20 protein-coding genes and 1 other RNA gene are annotated in these 21,744 nt (G+C 62.3%); 9 read left to right on the top strand and 12 right to left on the bottom strand.

Annotated features, from left to right (window positions below):
* The first annotated feature begins 167 nt into the window (after positions 1 to 167).
* The 4 genes from mnmA to ACR65T_RS11310 all read left to right on the top strand — a co-directional run bounded on the left by mnmA (position 168) and on the right by ACR65T_RS11310 (position 2,957).
* Positions 168 to 1,400: a tRNA 2-thiouridine(34) synthase MnmA gene (gene mnmA / locus ACR65T_RS11325; RefSeq protein WP_434496571.1), complete on the top strand. Its 1,233-nt coding sequence runs from the start codon at positions 168 to 170 to the stop codon at positions 1,398 to 1,400.
* Positions 1,397 to 2,119, top strand: a complete 723-nt coding sequence (locus ACR65T_RS11320) for a class I SAM-dependent methyltransferase (protein ID WP_434496570.1) — start codon at positions 1,397 to 1,399, stop codon at positions 2,117 to 2,119. Before mnmA ends, ACR65T_RS11320 begins: the two co-directional genes overlap by 4 nt.
* A gap of 54 nt (positions 2,120 to 2,173) precedes the next feature.
* Positions 2,174 to 2,328: non-coding RNA, 6S RNA (gene ssrS, locus ACR65T_RS11315), on the top strand.
* 26 nt (positions 2,329 to 2,354) lie between these two features.
* Positions 2,355 to 2,957, top strand: coding sequence for a 5-formyltetrahydrofolate cyclo-ligase (locus ACR65T_RS11310; protein ID WP_434496569.1), 603 nt, complete (start codon positions 2,355 to 2,357; stop codon positions 2,955 to 2,957).
* 77 nt (positions 2,958 to 3,034) lie between these two features.
* Here the strand turns inward: ACR65T_RS11310 and ACR65T_RS11305 are convergent, their stop codons facing one another.
* The 4 genes from ACR65T_RS11305 to ACR65T_RS11290 all read right to left on the bottom strand — a co-directional run bounded on the left by ACR65T_RS11305 (position 3,035) and on the right by ACR65T_RS11290 (position 8,300).
* Positions 3,035 to 3,991: a LysM peptidoglycan-binding domain-containing protein gene (locus ACR65T_RS11305; RefSeq protein ID WP_434496568.1), complete on the bottom strand. Its 957-nt coding sequence runs from the start codon at positions 3,989 to 3,991 to the stop codon at positions 3,035 to 3,037.
* An 85-nt stretch (positions 3,992 to 4,076) separates the two neighbouring features.
* Entirely contained in the window at positions 4,077 to 5,099 is a 1,023-nt protein-coding gene (cobT, locus tag ACR65T_RS11300) for a nicotinate-nucleotide--dimethylbenzimidazole phosphoribosyltransferase (RefSeq protein ID WP_434496703.1), read from the bottom strand.
* Between the two features lie 151 nt (positions 5,100 to 5,250).
* Positions 5,251 to 6,693, bottom strand: a complete 1,443-nt coding sequence (locus ACR65T_RS11295; protein WP_434496702.1) for a cryptochrome/photolyase family protein — start codon at positions 6,691 to 6,693, stop codon at positions 5,251 to 5,253.
* Positions 6,694 to 6,839: 146 nt separating this feature from the next.
* Positions 6,840 to 8,300: an amino acid permease gene (locus ACR65T_RS11290; protein WP_434496567.1), complete on the bottom strand. Its 1,461-nt coding sequence runs from the start codon at positions 8,298 to 8,300 to the stop codon at positions 6,840 to 6,842.
* A 270-nt stretch (positions 8,301 to 8,570) separates the two neighbouring features.
* On the opposite strand from ACR65T_RS11290, the gene ACR65T_RS11285 reads away from it, so the two are divergent.
* The 3 genes from ACR65T_RS11285 (at position 8,571) to ACR65T_RS11275 (ending at position 11,865) form a co-directional block, all read left to right on the top strand.
* Positions 8,571 to 8,804: a hypothetical protein gene (locus ACR65T_RS11285; RefSeq protein WP_256032146.1), complete on the top strand. Its 234-nt coding sequence runs from the start codon at positions 8,571 to 8,573 to the stop codon at positions 8,802 to 8,804.
* A gap of 99 nt (positions 8,805 to 8,903) precedes the next feature.
* Positions 8,904 to 10,487: a glucan biosynthesis protein gene (locus ACR65T_RS11280; RefSeq protein ID WP_434496566.1), complete on the top strand. Its 1,584-nt coding sequence runs from the start codon at positions 8,904 to 8,906 to the stop codon at positions 10,485 to 10,487.
* 28 nt (positions 10,488 to 10,515) lie between these two features.
* Positions 10,516 to 11,865, top strand: a complete 1,350-nt coding sequence (locus ACR65T_RS11275) for a glycosyltransferase family 4 protein (RefSeq protein ID WP_434496565.1) — start codon at positions 10,516 to 10,518, stop codon at positions 11,863 to 11,865.
* Positions 11,866 to 11,909: 44 nt separating this feature from the next.
* On the opposite strand, the gene ACR65T_RS11270 is transcribed toward ACR65T_RS11275, so the two are convergent.
* The 4 genes from ACR65T_RS11270 to ACR65T_RS11255 form a co-directional block, all read right to left on the bottom strand.
* Positions 11,910 to 13,241 (bottom strand): glycosyltransferase family 4 protein, encoded by a 1,332-nt coding sequence (locus ACR65T_RS11270; protein ID WP_434496564.1) that lies wholly within the window; start codon positions 13,239 to 13,241, stop codon positions 11,910 to 11,912.
* Positions 13,238 to 14,626: a glycosyltransferase family 4 protein gene (locus ACR65T_RS11265; RefSeq protein WP_434496563.1), complete on the bottom strand. Its 1,389-nt coding sequence runs from the start codon at positions 14,624 to 14,626 to the stop codon at positions 13,238 to 13,240. Before ACR65T_RS11265 ends, ACR65T_RS11270 begins: the two co-directional genes overlap by 4 nt.
* Before the next feature lie 199 nt (positions 14,627 to 14,825).
* On the bottom strand, positions 14,826 to 15,230 hold the full coding sequence (locus ACR65T_RS11260; RefSeq protein WP_434496562.1) for a hypothetical protein: 405 nt from the start codon (positions 15,228 to 15,230) through the stop codon (positions 14,826 to 14,828).
* Positions 15,231 to 15,709: 479 nt separating this feature from the next.
* Positions 15,710 to 17,005 (bottom strand): adenylosuccinate synthase, encoded by a 1,296-nt coding sequence (locus ACR65T_RS11255; protein ID WP_434496561.1) that lies wholly within the window; start codon positions 17,003 to 17,005, stop codon positions 15,710 to 15,712.
* 168 nt (positions 17,006 to 17,173) lie between these two features.
* Between ACR65T_RS11255 and ACR65T_RS11250 the strand changes: the two genes are divergently transcribed.
* Positions 17,174 to 17,647, top strand: a complete 474-nt coding sequence (locus ACR65T_RS11250; RefSeq protein WP_434496560.1) for a hypothetical protein — start codon at positions 17,174 to 17,176, stop codon at positions 17,645 to 17,647.
* A 212-nt stretch (positions 17,648 to 17,859) separates the two neighbouring features.
* The gene (locus ACR65T_RS11245; RefSeq protein WP_014890057.1) at positions 17,860 to 18,183 is read left to right on the top strand and encodes a hypothetical protein; all 324 of its coding nucleotides are present in this window, start codon (positions 17,860 to 17,862) and stop codon (positions 18,181 to 18,183) included.
* A gap of 462 nt (positions 18,184 to 18,645) precedes the next feature.
* Here the strand turns inward: ACR65T_RS11245 and rlmH are convergent, their stop codons facing one another.
* The 4 genes from rlmH to ACR65T_RS11225 all read right to left on the bottom strand — a co-directional run bounded on the left by rlmH (position 18,646) and on the right by ACR65T_RS11225 (position 21,721).
* Entirely contained in the window at positions 18,646 to 19,125 is a 480-nt protein-coding gene (rlmH, locus tag ACR65T_RS11240; protein WP_434496559.1) for a 23S rRNA (pseudouridine(1915)-N(3))-methyltransferase RlmH, read from the bottom strand.
* 66 nt (positions 19,126 to 19,191) lie between these two features.
* Positions 19,192 to 19,536 carry a ribosome silencing factor gene (gene rsfS / locus ACR65T_RS11235; protein WP_434496558.1) on the bottom strand — a complete coding sequence of 115 codons (345 nt, stop codon included), beginning with the start codon at positions 19,534 to 19,536 and terminating at the stop codon, positions 19,192 to 19,194.
* A gap of 507 nt (positions 19,537 to 20,043) precedes the next feature.
* Positions 20,044 to 21,015, bottom strand: coding sequence for a quinone oxidoreductase family protein (locus ACR65T_RS11230; protein WP_434496701.1), 972 nt, complete (start codon positions 21,013 to 21,015; stop codon positions 20,044 to 20,046).
* Positions 21,008 to 21,721 (bottom strand): CDP-alcohol phosphatidyltransferase family protein, encoded by a 714-nt coding sequence (locus tag ACR65T_RS11225; RefSeq protein WP_434496557.1) that lies wholly within the window; start codon positions 21,719 to 21,721, stop codon positions 21,008 to 21,010. Before ACR65T_RS11225 ends, ACR65T_RS11230 begins: the two co-directional genes overlap by 8 nt.
* Between the last annotated feature and the right edge of the window lie 23 nt (positions 21,722 to 21,744).

Genomic DNA, 21,744 nt, shown 5'->3' with positions numbered 1-21,744 from the left:
GGATGGCGGCTTTCTCGGTCGAAAAATTTCGACAGGATTGCCTCTTGGACGGGTAATGCTCTAAATGGTGACAGCGGCCTCACCGATGCGCGGCGGCCGGGCGCTTGATTTTCGCGCCTCCACCCATCTCGCCCACTTTCCGTGCTAGACAGGCGTCGCTTCCGTAAATGACGAATAGCGTATCGGATCATGCGTCGCAGCCTTCCTCGCCGCGCGAGACGCGCGTCGTCGTCGCCATGTCGGGCGGCGTCGACTCGAGCGTGGTCGCCGCGCTGCTGAAGGAGCAGGGCTATGACGTCGTGGGCGTCACGATGCAGCTTTATGATCACGGCGAAGCCACGCACCGCAAGGGCGCCTGCTGCGCCGGGCGCGACATTCACGATGCGCGAAATGTTGCGGCGCGACTCGGCATTCCGCACTTCGTTCTCGATTACGAGAGCAAGTTTCGCGAGAAGGTGATTGACGAATTCGCCGCGAGCTACGCCAGCGGCGAGACTCCCGTGCCCTGCATCGCCTGCAACCAGTTCATCAAATTCGCCGATCTTATGGAGACGGCAAAGGACCTTGGCGCGCACGCGCTCGCGACCGGCCATTATATTTCCGCCCGCGACGACGGACGCGGCGGCCGAGCGCTCTACCGCGCCAAGGATGCGGCGCGCGACCAGAGCTATTTCCTGTTCGCGACGACGCGCGAGCAACTGCGGATGCTGCGCTTTCCGCTGGGCGACTACGCGAAGGCCGAAGTTCGCGACATGGCCCGCCGCTTCGGACTCGAGGTCGCCGACAAGCCGGACAGCCAGGACATCTGCTTCGTGCCGACCGGGCGTTATACCGACATCGTCGAAAAACTCGCGCCCGCTTCGGTGGTGCCCGGCGAAATCGTGCATCTGGACGGCCGTGTGCTCGGGCGCCATGCGGGCGTCATCCACTACACCATCGGGCAGCGCCGTGGCCTAGGGCTGGGCGCAAAAGTCGCCGGCCGGGACGCGGAGCCGCTTTACGTCTTGCGCCTTGACGCCGCGAAGGCTCAGGTCGTGGTCGGCCCGCGCGAGGCGCTGGACACGCGCGCGGTGCGGCTACGCGACGTCAACTGGATTGGCGAGGGCGCACTCTCTTCCCTGCCGCCCGAGGGCATCGACATCATGGCGCGCGTGCGCTCGACGCGGCCGCCGGTTCCGGCGCGGGTGATCGCGGACGGCGACGGCGGCGCGCTGGTGGTCTTTGCGGCAAGCGAATTCGGCGTCTCGCCGGGTCAGGCGTGCGTCTTCTACGACGCCGACGAAAACGAAGCGCGCGTGCTCGGCGGCGGATTTATCGCCGCGATCGAGCCCGCAGCGATGATGATGGCATCAAAGGCGCCGCCGCTGCGCGCCGAAGAAGTGCGAAGGGCGCCTCGATGAGCGAAGCCAGGAATTTTTTGCGCGAAGTCGAAACGCTCGACAACGGCAATGTCGAGGCCGCCTATGCGCGCTGGGCGCCGATCTACGATCTGACCTTTGCGACGCTGCTGAAGCCCGGCCGCCGCGCCGCCGCCGCCGCGGCCTCGAAGGCGCACGGACCGATCCTCGACGTCGGCGTCGGCACGGGACTCGAACTGCCGATGTTTGCGGCCAATACGCAGGTTATCGGCGTCGATCTGTCGGAGCCGATGCTGCGCCGCGCCGCGCAGCGCGTGCGCCGCGAGCGTCTCTCTCATGTCGCCGGCCTGGTGAAGATGGACGCGACGCGAATGGCGTTCTCGGACGCGAGTTTCGCTTGCGTCGTCGCGCCTTACGTCCTGACGGTGGTGCCGGAGCCGCAAGCCATGCTCGACGAACTCGCGCGCGTGCTTCGGCCAGGCGGCGAGATCGTGCTCGTCAATCATGTGAGCGGCAAGGACGACGCTATCGCGCTGTTCGAGGCGTGGCTCGACCGCCATATGGCTCCCAAGCTCGGCTGGCGTCCGCAATTTCCCTGGTCGATCATCGGCGACTGGATCAATCAAAATCCGCAAATGAAGCTCATTGAGCGCCGCCCGCTGGCGCCCTTCGGACTGTTCACGCTGACGCGGATCGAGCGACTCCCTGCGGATAGAAAAGAACGCGAAAGGTCCGCGCCAATGGAGTTAGCGCTCGCCTAGCGAATCTCTCAGACGCCACTGGCGCCCGGCCGCGCGCGGCGCTACATTCATCAAGCGGCGCTGCGGGGTGCGTGCAGGACTATTATTCCCCGGGGCCTTATCGATCCTTATGGGAGCTGTCCCTGGCCTCGCCCGTGGGCTTGGTCATATGGCGCCCACCTACGTTGTAGGTTCCCGGGATCGATGTCCCACGGCTCTTGTGGCCCGCACTCTCCTTCCCTGTTATTGCTCTCGCATGAGCGATTTGAAAGCCGAGCTGCGGCGCCGTTCGCTGGCGCGCCGCGATCTCATCGCGCCGCATGAAGCGCATGAGGCGGCCGCGTCCGTCGCGCGCCGGGGCGTCGCGCTGCTCGCCGCAGTTACGCGCGATGCGAAACTAGGCGCGCCGCCTGTCGTTTCCGTCTATTGGCCGATCCGCAGCGAGTTGAACACGCGTCCGCTCATCGATGCGCTTGCCGCCGAAGGCTATCGCGTGACGTTGCCGGTGATGCACAAGGTGCGTCATCCCTTGGTCTTTCGCGCCTTCGCGCCTGGCGACGACCTCGTCAAAGGGCCGTTCGGCCTGTCGGAGCCTTCGGACGACAAGCCCGCATACGACCCCGATATTGTGTTTTCGCCGCTCGCCGCCTTCGATCGGCGCGGTTTTCGGCTCGGCTATGGCGGCGGCATCTACGACGCCACGCTCTCTGCGCTTCGCGCCAAAAAGCCGGTCGTCGCCATCGGCGTCGCCTATTCCTGCCAGGAAGCCGACCATGTGCCGATCGAACCGCATGACCAGCGGCTCGACGCCCTCATGACCGAGCAGGAGACGCTGCGGTTCGCAACCGCGGTCGCTTAGGACGCCGGTCACGTCTCGTCAAAATGCAGACGTCTCGGCGGTTCGACAGAAGCCGCCGAGAATTGGGCGTTCGCACATCACCGCGGCGGCGCCGGCGGCAGGTTGACGAGTTGACCCGCGCGCAGCCTTTTCGATTTCAGGTCGGGATTGAGTTCGGCGATCGCGCGCCATTTGCTTGTTGCGCCATAGAGACGCTTGGCGATGGATTTAAACGTATCGCCTGCGCGCGCCGTATAGATTCCTGGGTCCTTCGCCACGGTCGGCGGGGACTCGACAGGCGTATGACCCGCGGCTTGCGCGGCGTCCGCCGGCGCGCTTTCCCGGCTCTCTGTCTTCGGCGCTTCGTCGGTCGCAGATGGAGCGGCCTCTGGAGCGGACTCCTCGCTGTTCGTCGTCACGCCGCTCGCCGCAGTTTCTTCGATTTGCGGCTCTTGCTGCTGCGCCGTATCTGACTCCGATCCGATATGCGCCGCTTGCGGGCCAGCGACGAGCAGAAAGGCGATGGCGATCGCCGCGGCCGCTAGTGAAGCTTCTGCGAAGCCACGATGGCGCCGGGGCGGGAACAGCGGCGGCCGCGCGCGATCGCTCGCTTCCCGGGACTCTGCCGGCTCCTGCGCCTCGCGGCCGCGCAGCCAGACGAGCGCCTCGAACAGAAAATACAGGAACAGCGCCGCCGTCACCGGCGGCTTTCGAAACGAATCCGGCGCAAACATGTAAGCGACGACGCCGAGCTGGATCAGCGCCGAAAGCCAGGGCAGCCCGATCGCGCCGAACATCATGCGCCGACGCGCCGCGATGCCCGCCGCGAGAAGGAAAAGCGCCAGATAGACCCAAAGCAGCCCGCCTTGCCGGTCGAACGTCCAGCCGAAGGCGGTCGCGCCCAGTAGATAAAACAGCCCCAGGGCGGCGGCGGCATAGGCGGCATGAAGCAGCCGCTGCGGACCCAGGATCCGACTGAGATGAAAAGGCAGCGCCGCCGCAAGCGCCGCCATCAAGATCACGGCCGCGTAGGCGGATGTAAGATTGGGGTTCATGCAACCGCGCTCCTCAGGGGTCGGTTTTGACATTCAATGCGCTGCGGATGTGACAGTTTCTTGAGTAGAAGCCGCCGTCCATGAATCATTCCGATTTTTCCGAAACGCCCGCGCTCTCGAAAGTCGCCATATCCCTATGACACGCGAGCGCCGCTTTAATCAGGCCGATGGCGAGCGCCGCGCCCGAGCCTTCGCCAAGCCGCATCTCGAGATCGAGCAGCGGGCGCTTGCCAAACCGCGTCAGAACGTCGCGATGCGCGCCCTCCGCCGAGACGTGGCCCGCTATGCAATGCGCGATCGACTCGGGCGCGATCGCATGGAGCAGCGCGGCGGCGGCGCAGGCGACATAGCCGTCAAGCACCACGGGAATGCGGTTGAGACGGGCGGCGGCGATGGCGCCCATCATCGCCGCGATCTCCCGGCCGCCGAGCCGGCGCAGAATTTCCAGAGGATCGGCGAGATGCGGCGCATGCAGCGTCAGCGCGGCGTCGATCGCGGCGTTCTTGCGCGAAAGTCCGGCGTCGTCGACGCCCGTGCCGCGTCCTGTCCAGCGCGACGCCGGCCCGCCATAAAGCGCGGCATAGATCGCCGCCGCGCTCGTCGTATTGCCGATGCCCATCTCGCCAGGGGCGAGGAGATCGATATCGCCCTGGATCGCCTCCATCCCATAGGCGAAGGTCGCCGCCGCCTCGCGCTCGTCCATGGCCGGCGCCACAGTAAAGTCGGCGGTCGGCCGTTCGAGCGCCAGCTCATAGACCTTCAGGCCGACGCCATAGGACTTGCAGATCTGATTGATCGCCGCGCCGCCAGCGAGAAAATTCGCCACCATCTGCTGCGTGACGCTCGCCGGGAAAGCCGAAACGCCCTGCGCCACGACGCCGTGATTGGCGGCGAAAACCGCGACGAGCGGGCGCTCGATCGCGGGCTCCGCTCTGCCCTGCCAGGCTGCGAGCCATTCGACGATCTCTTCGAGACGACCGAGCGCGCCGGGCGGCTTGGTGAGCCGGCAGTCGCGCGCGCGGACCGCCGCCGCGGCTTGCAGATCGGGGCCGGGCAGAGCCGCCAATAGGATACGGATTTCTTCGAAGGGATGAACGGCGTGAGACATGCCGCCGGCTTTACCGGGTCGCGGCGACATTGGCGAGCGCTCGCGTCATTCTGGCGCAGCCAAGCCATTTAGCCGTTTGCGAGCGAAGCGAAGCAATCCAGATATCGCGTCTCCTGGATTGCTTCGTCGGCTTCGCCTCCTCGCAATGGCGCTATGCGGGTCGCAACGACGCCTGGCTCCGCATCGACTCGAAAGCGGCGAGCGCGCGCTCGCGGGCTTCGTCGTGATCGACGATCGGATGGGGATAGGTGACGCCCAACTGAACGCCGCCGGCGCGCAAGACGTCCTCTGGCGCCGCCCACGGACGATGGATGTAGCGGACGTCGAGCGCCGCGAGCTCCGGCACGTAACGGCGCACATAAGCGCCGTCCGGATCGAACTTTTCACCCTGAAGCGCGGGATTGAAGATGCGGAAGTATGGCGTGGCGTCCGCCCCGCAGCCCGCCACCCACTGCCAATTGGCGCTGTTGTTGGCGAGATCGGCGTCGACCAGCGTGTCCCAGAACCAGCGCTCTCCCTTCCGCCAGTCGATGAGCAGGTGCTTGATCAGGAAACTCGCCGAAACCAGACGCGCGCGATTGTGCATCCAGCCCGTGATCCACAATTCCCGCATCGCCGCGTCGACGAGCGGATAGCCGGTCTGACCGTTCCGCCAAGCGTCGAGCGACGTCTCGTCGTCCCGATAGGGAAAACGCTCGAAGGTCCTGTCCAAAGGGCGGTCCGGCAGGTCCCAGTTGGAGATCAGCAAGTGATGGCAGAACTCCCGCCAGCCGAGTTCCCTCAGATAGGCTTCGCCGCCGATGCTTTGAGGCTCGCTGATCGCGTGCCAGACTTCGCGCGGCGACAATTCGCCAAAGTGCAGATGCGGAGAAAGCCTGGAGACACCGACTCGGCCCATGAAGTCGCGTTCAACCTTGTAGTCGCCGACATGGTGGCGCGCGAAGTCTGCAAGCTCGGCGCGCGCCGCCGTCTCGCCGACGAGCCAGACCTTGCGCATGCCGATCGCCCAATCGGGGTTCTGGGGCAGCAACCGCCACGCGTCGAGATCGTCGCTGTCGGGCGGAAGCGGCGCGGCGTGCAGGATTTCGGGCGCCGGAAGGGGCCGTTCCGGCGGCGGCGCGGCGAGGCAGGCCCGCCAAAAAGGCGTGAACATCCGGAAGTTCTCGCCCAGTTTGGGGCGAAGCTTTTCCGGCTCGAAGAGCACAGACTCTTGGAAACAATGAGTTTCTACAGCATCATCGCGCAGCTGCGCCTCAAGTTCAGCATCTCGCCGGACCGCCCAAGGCTCGTAGAGCTTGTTCCAGAAGACGGCGTCGGCGCCGGTTTCGGCGATGATCTGCTCAAAGACGTAGGGAGCGCGCCCGCGGCGCAGGGTCAACGACACGCCCCTGCCGGCGAGGCTCTGCGACAGCGCCCTGAGAGAGTGGTGCAGCCACCAACGCGCCGCGGCGCCAGTGCGCCATTCTCCGGGACTTTCATCGTCCAGGATGTAAAGGGCGACGAGCGGCGCTCCCGACCGTGCGGCCGCCAAAAGCGCCGGATTGTCAGAGATGCGCAAATCATTGCGAAACCAGACGATCGCCGGCGCATTCATATCGCGAGAACCCCGATTGACGTTCCGAAAGGTCACGCCCGATCACTCCGCTACGACGAAGGATCGGGACTAAGTCGTAACCTCGCCGGCGGCCAAGGGTTCCCCCGTCCGCGCTTTCACGACGTCAATACAGTCGCGCCAGCCGCCTAATGGAGGCGTTTGGCGTGCTTGATGCCATAAAAGAGGTAGATGGCGACGCCGATGACCGTCCAGATCAGCAGCCGCAGCCAAGTGTCGAGCGGAAGCGCGACCATCAAAGCGAAACAGGACAAAATGCCTGCGACCGGCAACCATGGGATCCCGGGCGCGCGGAACGGGCGGCGGAGTTCCGGATGCATTCGACGCAGGCGCAGCAACGACAAGCAGACGAGCGCGAAAGCCGCCAGCGTCCCGATGCTCACCATTTCGCCGAGAATATCGAGCGGCAACAGACCCGCCGCGAGCGCCACGACCACGCCGACGAGAATCTGGCTTACGGCGGGCGTGCGCCATGCCGGGTGAAGCCTCGCAAAGATCGGGGGCAGCAGACCGTCATGCGCCATGGCGAAAAAGATGCGCGTCTGCCCATAGAGCAGCACCAGAATCGCGGTCGTCAGTCCGGCCAGCGCGCCGAGCTTCACCGCCCAGGCGAGCCACGAGACGCCGGTGCGATCCATGACCAGCGCCATCGGGTCCGGAACGCCCAGCTCCTTGTAGTTGACGACGCCGGTCGCCACCGCCGCCACGGCCACGTAGAGTATCGTACAGATGATGAGCGAGCCGATGATGCCGATCGGCACGTCCCGCTGTGGATTATGCGCTTCCTGCGCCGCGGTCGAGACGGAGTCGAATCCGATGTAGGCGAAGAACACCACCGAAGCGCCGCGCACGACGCCGCTCCAGCCGTAAGTTCCGAACTCGCCGGTATTGTCGGGAATGAGCGGCGACCAGTTGGCGTGATCAATATGCGCGGCGCCAAACACGATCACCATCAGCACGACAGTGACCTTGATGGCGACGATGACGTTATTGAACTGCGTCGACTCGGACGTGCCGCGCACGAGCAGCGCGGTGAGCAGCAGCACGATTCCGGCGGCGGGAACATTGAACAACCCATGCACGGCGTCGGGCGGCGCCCCTTGCGCGGTCGGATCGGCAAAAAAGGCCGTCGTCAGTTGCGGCGGCACATGTATGCCGAGCCCTTGCATGACGCGATTGAAATAGCCGGCCCAGCCGACCGCGACCGTGGCCGCGCCGGCGGCATATTCGAGCACCAGATTCCAGCCGATGATCCAGGCGAAAATCTCGCCGAGCGTCACATACGTATAAGTATAGGTGCTCCCGGAGACGGGAATGAGCGACGCAAGCTCCGCGTAGCAGAGCGCGACGAAGGCGCAGGCGAGCCCCGACAGCATGAAGGAGATCATGACGCCGGGCCCGGCGTAATTGGCCGCCGCCGTGCCGGTCAGCACGAAAATGCCGGCGCCGATGATTCCGCCGACGCCAAGCGACATCAACGACGCCCAGCCCATCGCGCGCTTGAGGCCGTCTCCTCCGGCGTCGTGATCGGCGATGATCTTGTGGACGGACTTGCGGTTCAGATAGCTCTTGCTGGCGCCTTGGAACAAGCGTCACCCCTTCGAATTCGCGACGTGGCAAGCGCGCCGCGCCTTCGGCGGCGCCGATTATCATTGCGACGCCAAAACATACAAGCGGAAAGACCGCCGGAAACGGCGCGCGACCGCGGCGCGCGTCAATTGGCGTTCCAGATCCACGACTTCGCGTCATCGAGCACCGCGGCGCGGTCCCTCCGGCTTGCCTTGCAGCTGCCTTTGCTATAGCAAAACGTGAGCGCGGCGTTGCCGCGCTGTTTACGGGTCGAGCTCGAGAATGAGGCCATGAGCAAGAAGCCCATCAATTATCTGCACTTGTCGACGCTCGTCGCCGTGGCGGTCTTGGTCGGCACCGAGCTTGTCGGCGCGTCCTGGGCCGCGGGCTGGGCGCTGGGCGGCCTTTTTCAGCTTGATCCGCTCATCAGCCGCTCGCTCGAAGTTATATTCTCCCTCGCGGGGCTGATCGGACTCTATTTCTTCATGCGGACCGCGATCCGCAATGAGCCGATTCGCGGCTAATTAAGGTCCTGCGCCTTAATGTCTCGCGCCCCCCGACAGGCTCGCGGCGGCGGCAGACCCAAACGCGCATCCGCCAAACTTCGCAACAAGGACGCCGAGATGGTCGAGAAGCAGGATCGTCGCTCGTTTATCAAGGCGGCGGCGGCGACGAGCGCCTTGGGCGCCGTAAGCGCGCCCCGCAGCGCGGCGGCGACGAGCGTCTCCAATCTTCGGCTCGGCGAAGCGCGGCCATTCTCCTTCGAGACGCTCAAGCAGACGGCGCAGCGCCTCGTCAAACAGCCTTACCGCAAGCCGAATATCCCTGCCCCCGAGATCACCTCGCAGATCGACTACGAGAAGTGGGGACAGATCACCTACAACACCGATCACGCGCTTTTCGCCGACACTAAGGACCGCTTCCCCGTCGAGTTCTTCCACCTTGGGATGTTCTTCAAGAAGGCCGTGCGCATGAATGTCGTTGAAAACGGCGAGGCGCGCGAGGTTCTTTACGATACGAGCTACTTCAATATGCCGGCGGATTCGATCGCGCGCCAACTGCCGCCCGGCGCCGGCTTCGCGGGATTTCGCATTCAGGAGGCCAAGGACGGCGCGCTCGACTGGAAGAAGAACGACTGGGTGGCGTTTCTGGGCGCGTCATATTTCCGCGCGATCGGCGAATTACGCCAATATGGCATGTCGGCGCGCGGCGTCGCGCTCGACACCTGGCAGGCAGGATCGAACGAAGAATTTCCTGATTTCACTGAAATTTACATCGGCCCGGAGACCGCCGACGGCGTCGTCCTGCATGCGCTGCTCGAAGGGCCGTCGATCGTGGGCGCCTATCGCTTCCTGATGACGCGCGGCAAGGGCGTCGTCATGGACATCGACTGCGCGCTGTATCTGCGCGGCGCCTTCACGCGCTTTGGCGTCGCGCCGCTCACCTCGATGTTCTGGTTCTCGGAGACCGCAAAGCCGACGGCCATCGATTGGCGGCCGGAAGTGCATGATTCCGATGGGTTGAGCATGTGGACCGGCGCAGGCGAGCGCTTGTGGCGGCCGTTGAACAATCCGAACCGGGTCATGGCGTCGGCGTTTGGCGACGTCAATCCCAAGGGCTTCGGCCTGATGCAGCGTGATCGCAATTACGATCACTATCTCGACAATGTTTTCTATGATCGCCGTCCGAGCGTGTGGATCGAACCCAAGGGCGATTGGGGCAAGGGCGCGATTCAACTCATCGAAATCCCGACGGACGACGAGATCCACGACAACATCGTGGTCATCTGGGCGCCCGAGAAGCCCGCCGTTCCCGGCGCCTCCTTCGAATATTCCTATCGGCTGCATTGGCTTGCGGACGAGCCCTATCCGACCAAGCTCGCGCGCTGCGTCGCAACGAGGCTCGGCAACGGCGGCCAGCCCGGCAAGCCGCGGCCCAAGGGCGTCCGGAAGTTCATGGTGGAGTTTCTGGGCGAGCCCCTCGCCAAGCTCCCCTTCGGCGTGAAGCCCGAACCGGTATTATGGGCTTCGCGCGGAACATTCTCCTACGTGTTCACCGAAGCGGTTTTTGACAATGTGCCAGGCCATTGGCGGGCGCAGTTCGACCTCACCGTCGAAGGCTCTGAGCCTGTGGAGATGCGCCTGTTCCTTAAAAACGGCGATGACGTGCTTTCGGAAAATTGGCTGTATCAGTATCACCCTTTGTAACGTCGAGTTATTTTCTTCGGAGACAATTATGGACAATCATAGCGCCATGAGCCGCTACTTTTTAGATGTCTTATACAGAGAATATTTTTACCTGAAGAACCACGACGAACCAAAGAAGAGCTGGCTCATAGATTTTTTTTCGAAGCGTATGCTCGAGCTCTATTGGTCGATAACCAGATTTATTGGATTGGGTTTTTTGCATGATGGCCGACGGCAAGCGACGCACCGCGTCGATCAGCTCCTTCGCCAACGCCCGTCCCTCCCAGGCAGCTCCCGCATTCAGGCTTCAGACTGTGGGAGGATATTGATCGATGTCGCGTCTACCCATTTGTCGGGGAAAGAGACTGGGATCCAGCGGGTCGTGAAGGAAATTGCTTTCGCTGGCGCTGAAATGTGCGCGGCTCTCCCGGTCCTTCGTATTAAGGACAGGTTTTATCCATATTTCAGGAACGCGATCTCCTCGGATTCTGTTGAATTGGCGCCCGGCGACATCTTGCTGCTTTTGGATGCGCCAGCGGCGGATTTGGAGAGCTATTCTGCGGCGATGAAAGCCGTCAAAAGACTAGGCGGCCAAAACGTCGTCTGCATATATGATCTGCTACCGAAAACGATACCATGGTCGTTCAGTCCCGAGCAGCTGCAGCATTATGAAGGCTGGTTCAGCGCAATCGTTTGCGAGTCCGACGCAGCGGTTTGCATCTCCGAATCCGTAGCGCATGAACTGAAGGCGCGCTTGACGGGCTTGCCGCAGCCCGTGCGAATGCCGGTCGGTTGGTTCCAGCTCGGAGGCAATTTCCGCTATAGCAAAACATTGCCCGTAGGAGCTGACGTTACCGCGATCACGCGAACACCATCTCCGTTTTTCTTAAGCGTCGGAACGCTCGAGCCGCGCAAAGGGTACCATGTTTCACTGGATGCGATGGAGGAGTTGTGGAAACGCGGGATCGACGTTCATTTCGTCATCGTGGGCCGTTACGGCTGGATGAGCGAGGTATTGCAGCGAAGAATTCTTGAACACGAGGAGCATAGAAAGCGTTTGCACTGGTTGCAGAATGCAAATGACGCAGAACTGCACCATTTGTACAGTTCGGCGCATGCGCTGGTCTTTGCTTCGCTCGCAGAAGGATTCGGCCTCCCTATTATCGAGGCTGCAAATGACGGGCTGCCGGTGATTGCGTCCGACATACCCATTTTTCGAGAAGTGGGCGGCGAAAATATCTCCTATTTCAGAGCCTTAGATAGCTCAGATCTCGCTCGCAAATTGCTGGAGGCCGTGACGAAGGAGAGACAATCCCAAAAAATCGACGTTCCCGATTGGAAGCAGTCGACTCAGCAGCTTCTGGATATGATCCGAACACAATCGTATCAGTTGAAATAGGTTCATACGCTTCATTCGGATTCGGCAAGCGCGGCGTTCCGATTCTAGGAAGCAGCCGAATGGAGATCATTCCGTATCAGTCGTAGTAGCGCCTCGGACGATTGTTTCCATGATAACACCGGCAGTGGTCTTCCGCGTCTTCCTGATGCAAGCGACTCGACAATCCGCGTCCCCAATGAATCGGCGTCGAGCATATTAAAATAGGTGATCGACTCGCCTCCCACTTCATGGAAAATTTCAATGTCGCTTGCAATGACCGGCGCGCCGGCGCGCGCCGCCTCTATTAGGGGCAAGCCAAAACCTTCAGCATAGGATGCGCAGATGACGGCATGAGCCTTTCGATAAAGGCAACCCAGTTCCGCGTCGCTCGCATCGCTGAACCAAAACAACCGGCGGCCATGCTCAACATGCTCGCACAAGCGCCGCTCGAGAGCCGCTGTGTTCCATCCACGTCGGCCGACGATCACAAACGCCACGTCGATCCCCTGCGCCCACAGACGCTCAAACGCCGTAAGGGAGAGAGCCTGACCTTTATTTGGCGCGAGCGTTCCGACGCTCAGAAAAAACATACGAGAACTGTCACAGATCATTCGAACGCGCGCTGTGGGATCTGTTTTTTCCTCTTCAGTAAAATCCGCTCCGAGCTTCCATACTCCGACCTTCTGTCCCTGCTTTCGCGCGAGACCGCGTTCCTCGCAATGCTGCTCAAACTCCTGCGCGACGCTGCTCGAAATTGCTGCGACGGAATCGCATGACAGAATGATCTCCTCGAACCATTCGCTGAAGCCGCTCCGCAGCCTCGCAGGAAAGCCCGCCGCGTAAAGAATCGGAAAAAGATCGTAGAGACAGGCGACGTTGCGACCGCCGCTGGCCCAGACAAAGTCAATGATCGATCGATATTCTGAGACGTAAATCCAGCCAGCATCGAGTAGAAGAAAGGTATCCCCGCTTCGAATATCGATAGCTAGAGGCTCACTGGCGCCCGCGGCATGGCAACAAAGGCGGCCGTCGATAATCGTCACGGGAAAGCCCTGGCCCGACGCGATCGCCGCTTTCGCGACTTCCCGAACGACACGTTGAATGCCAGTGCCGACGTCGCTGCGGTATGTTGGCGTTACGTCGATTAGCAAGCGTCCGCAGTCCGCGTTGCTGACTATGTCCTGATCGACCAACATCCACGACGGCGGCGCCTTTTGTCTTTCCCCACCCCATCCAATAAATTTCCAGCCCCGCCGCAAAAGCCTAGATATCGTCCAATATAGTTCACGCATCCGATCGTAAACTGCCTTGAAGCGCGCGTCGACGCTTTGGCGATCTCGTTCACAGACCTCCTCATAGAGCTGCCCAAGGAGGTAAGAACGTATGGCTTCTTTCACTGCCCTACCTCCACGGCCGAGTTCTTGGAAGTTAGGAGTCGCACAGCTTCGGCGTCGATTTGATAGGCGTTGTTCCGCAACATCCCAGCCAAGGCGTCAGCCGAAGCCTGCCAACTGACGATGGAAATCCGGTGAGGCGCCTTCTTTGCGGCCAGTTCCGCTCGCACATGCGTTGCAAGCGAATGGGAATCGAGCAGGTCGAAATAGACATGGCCCTCGCCGCCAATTTCACGCAGCACTGGAATGTCGCTCGCGATGGCGCGCGTCCCATAATATGCAGCTTCCGCCAGCGGCATGCCAAACCCCTCGGCAAAAGAGGGAAAAATCAGCGCCCGCGCAAGTGGATAAAGATATACAAGATCGACGTCGCTGGCGTTATCAAGCCAAAAGAGCTTCCGGTTGAATTCCGCGTGTTCGCGGATGCGGCGTTGTAACGCGCGTGTGTTCCAGCCACAGCGGCCAGCGATCACATAACGCACATCACACCCTTCCGCCCAAAGCGTTTCGAACGCATCCAGAGCGATGGAATATGCCTTTCGCGGCTCGAGCGTGCCGACGCTCATGAAGAACGGCGTCGGCGCTGAAGCGATGCGCTCAGCGGCTCTTGAGGGCGCTATCTCAGCGCCCGCGCGAAAGTCCGCGCCAAGCGGCCACCAGCCGATCCGCATGTTGGCAGGGGGCGCAAGATGCTCCTCACGTATATATGCCACAAGATCCAGCGCCACGCTGTGCGAGATGCAGACGATCGCATCGCAGCGCATCAGAACATCGTTAAACCAGGGAACAAAGGGAGCGCTATTTTTCGGCGCCGTAGCGGCCGGGTAACGTAAGGGAATAAGGTCATAGAGGCAGCCGACGACTTCGGCGCCAGCATCATGCGCTGCGCTCAAGAGCGGCGGATATTCCTCGACGAAGCCCCATCCTGAATCGAGCAAGAGCAGTCTGTCGCCCGATTGCAGTTCAACCGCGTCGGGCAAATTGTCATGCTTGAAATGGCCGTAGAGCCGGCCGTCTTCAAGATAGACCGGAAGCGCTTCGCCGCTTTCAACGCAGGCGCGCGCGATTTCGCGCACGACGCGCTGGACGCCCGTATGGCCGCGAAAGCGATGCGTCGCCGTCATATCGATGAGCAGACGATTGCGCGCCGCCGGCGCCGGGACGTCGCCTTCAAGCCGCGTGCGCAGCGCCTGCGCTTTGACCGCATCCGGCTTGCGCCAGCGCCCGTCATGCAGGCGGCCAAGACCAAAGAGGCGCGAGAGCGTCCAATAGAACTCTAGCGCCTTCCCGTAAATGAAACCCGTGCGCGGATCGACGTCATACTGCTCGATATCGCTCAACTCGCGATGCATTTCTTCCAGCAGATAAGCTTCGATCTTTTCCTTCATTCCCGCTCTCCACACGTAGCTCGCGCCGCCAGCCGTTCGTACGGCGGCGTGTCGGCCGTAACAAGGCCCCGCGCCAATGATGCTGGCTCGCTTCAGAGCGCTGACTGACCTTACGTTCAAGTGGGCTCTGGCGCAGGTTCGCCTGATAAAGACGGTCGCTCGTGGAAGAATTTGACAGCCGTGGGCGGATTGACTCGAGCTAAAGCGTTCGGCCGACGGCCACTCTGCTGGAAGGCGTCGGAAAAATCACGATATTTCCGCCCTGCCCCGATGCGGCGATCACCGCCGCCGCCGCAATCTCCGCCGACGCTTCGCTGACACAGCGCTGGAAAAATGAATGGGCGGCGCCTTCGTAATTCATGCTCAGCAAATCATGGGCGCATTGTTCCGCACGCACGAGCGAGACTTCCGCCAATGGCGGCACGGGATCAGCGCTCGACAATTTGGAGAATGCGTTCAACTCGCTTTCAAGCGCTCGGCGCGCAAAATCCGGCAGCGCCGCGAGCACTTGGCGCTCGAAATGGGTGCGAAGCTTATTCGCGGCGTCTTCAAAGAATGCGCACGCTCGGCTGTCCGTCAAAAGCTTAGCATTATTCGCATTCATCCTACACCCTTCCCGAAGCGCAAAGTCTAGGCTTTATGACGCAAGCAAGACGGAAGCCTTATTGCTCAGGCGTCTACCTCAAATACATAATTACGGCAAACAAAAGGAGACGCTAAAATCATCGAGCCAGCCGGCGCTTAGGCGCGGCGATCGGGCGTGGCGCGCGTGTGGCTACAAGCAACGCCTGCGCCGCTTACGCGAAAACCGATGCCGACCGCTCAGGAGATTAGATTTTCGGTTGCGCCGATGAGGGATTGGAGAGAGCAACTTTAGATTTCAAATCGTTGAATCGCCGCATGTGCAGTTCGTGCGCACTGACTGTTCACTCTTTCTTCTCCATGACAACCTGCGCAAATGGCGTCCGGTCGTATGAAAGAATTTTCGCTTATCCAAGCGACGTGTTGGTCGGGAATCCGGGTTTGCTCGTTCAGCCCCCTGAGCGCGTGATCGAGAACGGGAAGGCAGGCCCCCCCGGTCGATCAATCCTGAAACGGATTGTGCACGAGGATCGTGTCGTCGCGTTCGGGACTCGTCGAGAGTAGAGCGACCGGCGCCTCGATCAGTTCCTCCACCCGGCGGACATATTTGATCGCCTGCGCCGGCAGATGCGCCCAGGAGCGCGCGCCGCTCGTCGATTCCTTCCAGCCGGGGAAGCTCTCATAGACCGGCTGCACGCGCGCCTGCGCAGCCTGCGAGGCCGGCAAGCGCTCGATGCGCTTGTCGTCGAGCATGTAATGCGTGCAGATTTTGATCTCATCGAAACCATCGAGAATATCGAGCTTCGTCAACGCGACGCCGTTGATGCCCGACGTCTTCACCGCCTGGCGCGTCAGCACCGCGTCGAACCAGCCGCACCGGCGCCGCCGTCCGGTGTTGGTGCCGAATTCGCGGCCGCGATCGCCGATCAACTGGCCGATCTCGTCATGGAGCTCGGTCGGAAACGGGCCGCCGCCGACGCGGGTCGTATAGGCCTTGGCGATGCCGAGCACATAGCCGATGGCGCCGGGCCCGAGCCCCGAGCCGCTCGCCGCCGACGCGGCGACGGTGTTGGACGACGTCACGTAAGGATAGGTGCCGTGATCGACGTCGAGCAGCACGCCCTGCGCGCCCTCGAAGAGGATGCGCTTGCCGGCGCGGCGATTGTCTTCGAGCAGCTCCCACACCGCATCCATGAACGGCAGGATGCGCGGCGCGGCGGACAGCAGCTCCTCGCGCAAGGCGCCAGGGTCGACTTGGGGCAGGCCCAGGCCGCGCCGCAGCGGATCGTGATGCGCGAGCACGCGCGCGATCTTGTCGTCGAGCAGATCGGGCTCGGCGAGATCCATGAGGCGAATCGAGCGGCGCCCGACCTTGTCCTCATAGGCGGGTCCGATGCCGCGCTTGGTCGTGCCGATCTTGACGGCGTTTCCGGCGGCCTCCTCACGATGTGCGTCGAGTTCGCGATGCAGCGAGAGGATCAGCGGCGCGTTTTCCGCGATCTTGAGATTCATCGGCGAAATGTCGACGCCCTGCTCGCGCAGCCGGTCGATCTCGCCGATGAGGAAATGCGGGTCGACGACGACGCCATTGCCGATGACGGAAAGCTTGCCGGGCCGCACGATGCCCGAGGGCAGCAGCGCGAGCTTATAGGTCACGCCGTCGATGACGAGCGTGTGCCCGGCGTTATGACCGCCCTGGAAGCGCACGACGACGTCGGCCTCCAGCGACAGCCAGTCGACGATTTTGCCCTTGCCCTCGTCGCCCCACTGGGCGCCGACCACCGCCACATTCGCCATGGCCGTATCTCGATCTCCAAATAGAAAAAGCCCCGCGCGGTAACGCCGGGGCTCGTTACCGCCGGGGTTTAGCGCATGCCGTCCGGACGGTAAAGGCCGCCGGCGGCCCGACATCAGGAACTTCAGCCGGCCTTTTCGGTTGGAAATGAACAAGGGGAGGTAGAATGCATGCCGACCACGGTCGCTCGCGTCGCACAAAACACCGATGAGGACATCAATCGCGCCATTCGCAAGGAAACGCAGGCGCGGCTGTCGTACTTCGCCAAACACCCGGAGAAAATCGACGAGCGTCTGGAGGAGCTGGACCGGGAGTGGGACATCGAGCGCGCGCTCGAGGCCAACGCCTCCTCAGTGGCGCTCGTCGGACTTGCGCTCGGCTTGACGTCGGACCGTCGCTGGCTGGCGCTGCCGGTTCTGGTCAGCGGCTTTCTGCTCCAGCACGCGCTGCAGGGCTGGTGCCCGCCTTTGCCTCTTTTGCGTCGGTTGGGCCTGCGAACGGCGGAGGAGATAGGCCAGGAACGCAACGCGCTCAAGGCGCTGCGCGGCGACTTCGACAAGGTGAAGAAGGCGGGCAACAGGGTGCAAGAGGCGGCGCGCGCCGCCGGGCTTGGCTGCGAGATGCACGGACGCACCGTGCATTAAAGTTCAGCGTAGACGTCGGGATATTGGCGAGATTCGCAGCGCTAGCGAAACAGCCGGAACGCGAGCGACGCAAACGCGCATGTATCAAGAGATACACTCATTTTAACTTGCGGCGAATATTGCGATGCTGTTAGCCTGACCGGCGACGCGCCAAAAGTGTTGCTCGTCGGTATTGAGCGATATTCAGACATTTCAATTAGTGGGGTTTTAAAATGAAAAAGCCCGTCTCGATTTCCATGAGCAAGTTCACCGAGTCCGTTCAAGCCGCCGTAAAGGCCGCGACCGCAAAACATCCCAAATTCAAATTGGAAGTTCCAAGCGCCGTTTCGGTGTCATATCTGATTCGCGGCATTCCAGTCCCGGAGTCTGTCGCTTCGCAAGTCACGCTTAGTGAGACGCAGGCGCTCGCCAGCGACATCGCAAGCCATCTGGGAGCATTCGCAGGCGAACAGGGCGGCGCGGTCTATTCGATTGGTCGCCATATTATTATCGGCATCCCTGTTCCTCCGGAAATTCTACAGTTCGAGCAAAAATAGCTGGGTCTTAGGCCATGTCGAAACTCTGTCCGAGCGCACAGCCAGGCATGGATCGAGCGATGGTCTTGGGCGTCGTTCAGCAGGACGGGCCTAGTCCTGTCGTCCAATATTTGAATGAGCAGCTCCCCGCGACGCCCGAGATCCTCGCAATGTCCGCGCCCTTAAAGCCGACCGAAGTGTTTCGGCTCGCGGCGACTTGCGCTGAGCATAAATGTCCGCACTTCGACGGCGCGGATTGCCAGTTGGCGGCGCGAGTCGTGAAAATGCTGCCCGCTGCAGTCGACAGTTTGCCGCCATGCGCGATCCGAAAGGGGTGCCGCTGGCACTTCCAGGAAGGCGAAGCAGCTTGCAGACGGTGTCCGGAGATCACCACTGTGAGCTACGACTTGTCGCAACAAACACGGGACGTTTCGGGACTGCCAATTATGGAGGACCCCCTAAGCTAGCCGCTTCGAGGCCGCCTCATCCCCGATGATACGGATGGCCGGACAGAATCGTCATCGCCCGATAAATCTGCTCCGCCGCGAGAATGCGCGCCAGCTGATGCGGCAACGTCATCGCGCCGAAGGAGAAAACGGCGGTCGCGCGCGCGCGCACGCTCTCGTCGAGGCCTTCGGCGCCGCCGATCGCAAACCACAGCGCCTTGCAGCCCCTGTCGCGTTCGGAGGCGATGAATTGCGCGAAGGCTGCGCTGGTCTCTGCCTTGCCCCGTTCATCAAACGCCGCAAGCCGTGATTCGGCGGGCAGCGCCGCAAGCAGTCCCATCGCTTCGCGCGACGCCCGCTCGGCGCTGGAGGCGGCCTTGCTCTCGTCGATTTCCTTGAGGTCGAGACCTTCGAGGCCCAGCCGCCGCAGGACGCGGATGCGCTCGGCATAGCGCGCGAAAAGCTCTCGCTCGGGACCCGCCTTCAGGCGGCCGACGCAGATCAGTCCCAGTTTCATTCGACGCCAGGCGAGACGAGAAGCGAGATGGACAAGCAATCCCAAGGGCGCTTGCGTCCGCTCCCGTCAGACCAGGCGAATCTCCAGCGGTCGGTCGCCGCCCCACATCTTTTCAAGATTGTAGAACTGGCGCACCTCTGGCCGGAAGATGTGGACGATGACGTCGCCGGCGTCGATCAGCACCCAGTCACACTGGGACAGGCCTTCGACGCGCGGCGCGATGACGCCCGCGGCCTTGAGGGCCTTGATCGCCTTGTCGGCGATGGCGCCGACATGCACGGTCGAACGGCCCGTCGCGATGACCATGTCATCGGCGAGCGCCGTTTTTCCGCGTAGATCGATGGAGACGATGTCCTCGGCCTTGGTTTCGTCCAGGCTGGCGAGAACCTTTTGCACGATTGAGCCGGCCAATGGGGCACTTGCGCCAATTTCCGGTCGGAGCCGGCCACGAGCCGCCCCCGGATGAACACCTGTCGACAGCGTTGCAACCCTCATGCTTCGCGGCCCCACGCCCGTAAGAGAGCCGGCCGCCGCACAAGGATGGGGCTCTTACCGAAAAATTGCAATAGAAACTGGGGGGTTGTCGGGAAGGGCTAAGAAAAAAGCCCGGCTCAAGCGCCGGGCTTTGGAAGGCGGTTCGGGCTAATCGAGAGGCGGGAGGAACCTCAAAGCCGGAACATGGAAAGCATAATCGATTTGCGCCAAAAGCGTAGGACGAAATTGTCGACTCGCCAGTCGGCGGCGCGAAAAGCGGGGAAAAACTGCCGAACGCGTGCCGCGAGAGGCGCGCGGACGGCGCCCGATTCGGCTAAGTAAACAAAGCGTTGCGAAGCGCATCAGTCGGCCTAGTGCTTAAATTGCAACACAAGTCAAGTTTGTCGCCGGAGCCCTGCTTTCGCCGGTCCCTTTATGGCGAAATCATGGAATTAGAACCATGGAGCCGCTGGTGGCGCGTGATTCGAGCGCGGCGTGCACCTTGGCGGCGTCGGCGAGCGGATACCGCGCGGGCTCGGCAAGAGTCACGAACCCCCGCTTCACCGCATGGACGAAATCGTCCATCATCTCCTCATAGTCGCGCCGGCGGGCGATATGGGTGAAAAGTGAGGGACGGGTCGCATAGAGCGATCCTTTCAGCGCCAGAAGGCCGAGATCGAAAGCCGCGATCGGACCGGAGGCTGAGCCAAAACTAACGAACATGCCGAATGGCTTCAGGCAATCGAGCGAAGCCGGGAACGTCGCGCGCCCGACGCCGTCATAGACGACATCGCACAGCTTGCCCTTGGTGATGTCGCGCACGCGCTCGACGAAGTTCTCCTCGCGATAAAGAATCGTGCGCCGCGCGCCGGCCTCCTCCGCGATCTTCGCCTTTTCTGGAGAGCCAACGGTGGCGATGACCTTCGCCCCGAGCGCGTTCGCCCATTGGCAGAGGATCTGCCCAACGCCGCCGGCGCCGGCATGGACGAGAACACGATGACCTTTCTCCACCTTGAACGTCCTGCGCAGCAGATATTGCGCCGTCAGCCCTTTCAGCATCATCACCGCGCCCTGCTCATAGCTGAAGGATTTCGGCAGGTGGACCACTGAGCCGGCGGCGATGTTGCGCGCCTCCGAATAGCCGCCAAGCGCGCCGACGTAAGCGACCCGATCCCCGACCTTGAAGTTCTTCACATTCTCGCCGACGGCGATCACCTCGCCGGCGCCTTCATGTCCGGGGATAAACGGATAGTCCGCCGGATAAGCGCCGGTACGGCGGTAGACGTCTATGAAATTGACGCCGATGGCAGCGTGGCGGATCTGCACGTCGTCGGCGGTCGGCGCCGGCAGATCGACGTCTTCCATGACGAGCGCATCCGGCCCGCCGGGTTGATGCACGCGAATCGCCTTAACCATCATCCTCCCCTTTCACAATCGCTCCGCCCTCGCGAAAAAGCGGCAAAGCGAGAAAATAGCACCCCGTCACGACCAGAGCCGCCTTTACGGTGAAGGAGGCCGCCGCAAGATTCTGTGCGACCGCCGCGATCGCCGCCGCGCCCCAGACGCCGGTGACGACGAGCGTTACCAGTCGTAGCCGCTTAACGCGCAGCGGATGAACAAAGGCGACCGGAAGGAACATGAACGCCGCCGTCACGAGAACCAGCGTGAGACTCGCGGCGGCCGGCGGCCGCAGCACGAGAAGATAGAAGACCACGATGTTCCACAGCGACGGAAAGCCGCGAAACCAGTAGTCCGCCGTTTTCATTCGCCGATCTGCGAAATAGAGCGCCGAACAGGCGCAGACCGCGGCGCAAACGGGCGCGGCGAACGCCGGGTCCAGGAGCCCAGAGCGCCATAGCGCCACAAGCGGCGTGACCACATAGTTGAGAAAGTCGACGACGAGGTCGAGCGCGACGCCGTCGATGAAGGGCGCCGTTTCAGTCACTTTGAAATGCCGCGCCAGCGTTCCGTCGACGGCGTCCACGACGAGCGCCGCGCCGAGCCAGGCGAACATCGCCGCAAAGCGGCTGTCCACCGCGAGGAACAGCGCGATCAGGCCGAGCGCCGCGCCGCTCGCCGTGAAGAGGTGGACAGAAAGGCCGATGAGGCGAGAAGACGTCACGAGGCGCGGAGACCGGAGAAGCG

The organism is Methylocystis sp. (genome assembly GCF_051061285.1).
GTDB lineage: Bacteria > Pseudomonadota > Alphaproteobacteria > Rhizobiales > Beijerinckiaceae > Methylocystis.
Note: the sequence above shows the minus strand (reverse complement) of the source record. Positions and strands in the feature narration are given on the sequence as shown.

Coding starts and splice junctions, on each gene's coding strand:
- ACR65T_RS11320 (WP_434496570.1), top strand. CDS start 1,397: ATGAGCGAAGCCAGGAATTTTTTGCGCGAAGTCGAAACGCTCGACAAC.
- ACR65T_RS11265 (WP_434496563.1), bottom strand. CDS start 14,626: ATGAAGGAAAAGATCGAAGCTTATCTGCTGGAAGAAATGCATCGCGAG.
- ACR65T_RS11310 (WP_434496569.1), top strand. CDS start 2,355: ATGAGCGATTTGAAAGCCGAGCTGCGGCGCCGTTCGCTGGCGCGCCGC.
- rlmH (WP_434496559.1), bottom strand. CDS start 19,125: ATGAAACTGGGACTGATCTGCGTCGGCCGCCTGAAGGCGGGTCCCGAG.
- ACR65T_RS11275 (WP_434496565.1), top strand. CDS start 10,516: ATGGACAATCATAGCGCCATGAGCCGCTACTTTTTAGATGTCTTATAC.
- ACR65T_RS11255 (WP_434496561.1), bottom strand. CDS start 17,005: ATGGCGAATGTGGCGGTGGTCGGCGCCCAGTGGGGCGACGAGGGCAAG.
- ACR65T_RS11245 (WP_014890057.1), top strand. CDS start 17,860: ATGAAAAAGCCCGTCTCGATTTCCATGAGCAAGTTCACCGAGTCCGTT.
- ACR65T_RS11305 (WP_434496568.1), bottom strand. CDS start 3,991: ATGAACCCCAATCTTACATCCGCCTACGCGGCCGTGATCTTGATGGCG.
- ACR65T_RS11295 (WP_434496702.1), bottom strand. CDS start 6,693: ATGAATGCGCCGGCGATCGTCTGGTTTCGCAATGATTTGCGCATCTCT.
- ACR65T_RS11260 (WP_434496562.1), bottom strand. CDS start 15,230: ATGAATGCGAATAATGCTAAGCTTTTGACGGACAGCCGAGCGTGCGCA.
- ACR65T_RS11230 (WP_434496701.1), bottom strand. CDS start 21,015: ATGGTTAAGGCGATTCGCGTGCATCAACCCGGCGGGCCGGATGCGCTC.
- ACR65T_RS11285 (WP_256032146.1), top strand. CDS start 8,571: ATGAGCAAGAAGCCCATCAATTATCTGCACTTGTCGACGCTCGTCGCC.
- cobT (WP_434496703.1), bottom strand. CDS start 5,099: ATGTCTCACGCCGTTCATCCCTTCGAAGAAATCCGTATCCTATTGGCG.
- ACR65T_RS11250 (WP_434496560.1), top strand. CDS start 17,174: ATGCCGACCACGGTCGCTCGCGTCGCACAAAACACCGATGAGGACATC.
- ACR65T_RS11280 (WP_434496566.1), top strand. CDS start 8,904: ATGGTCGAGAAGCAGGATCGTCGCTCGTTTATCAAGGCGGCGGCGGCG.
- mnmA (WP_434496571.1), top strand. CDS start 168: ATGACGAATAGCGTATCGGATCATGCGTCGCAGCCTTCCTCGCCGCGC.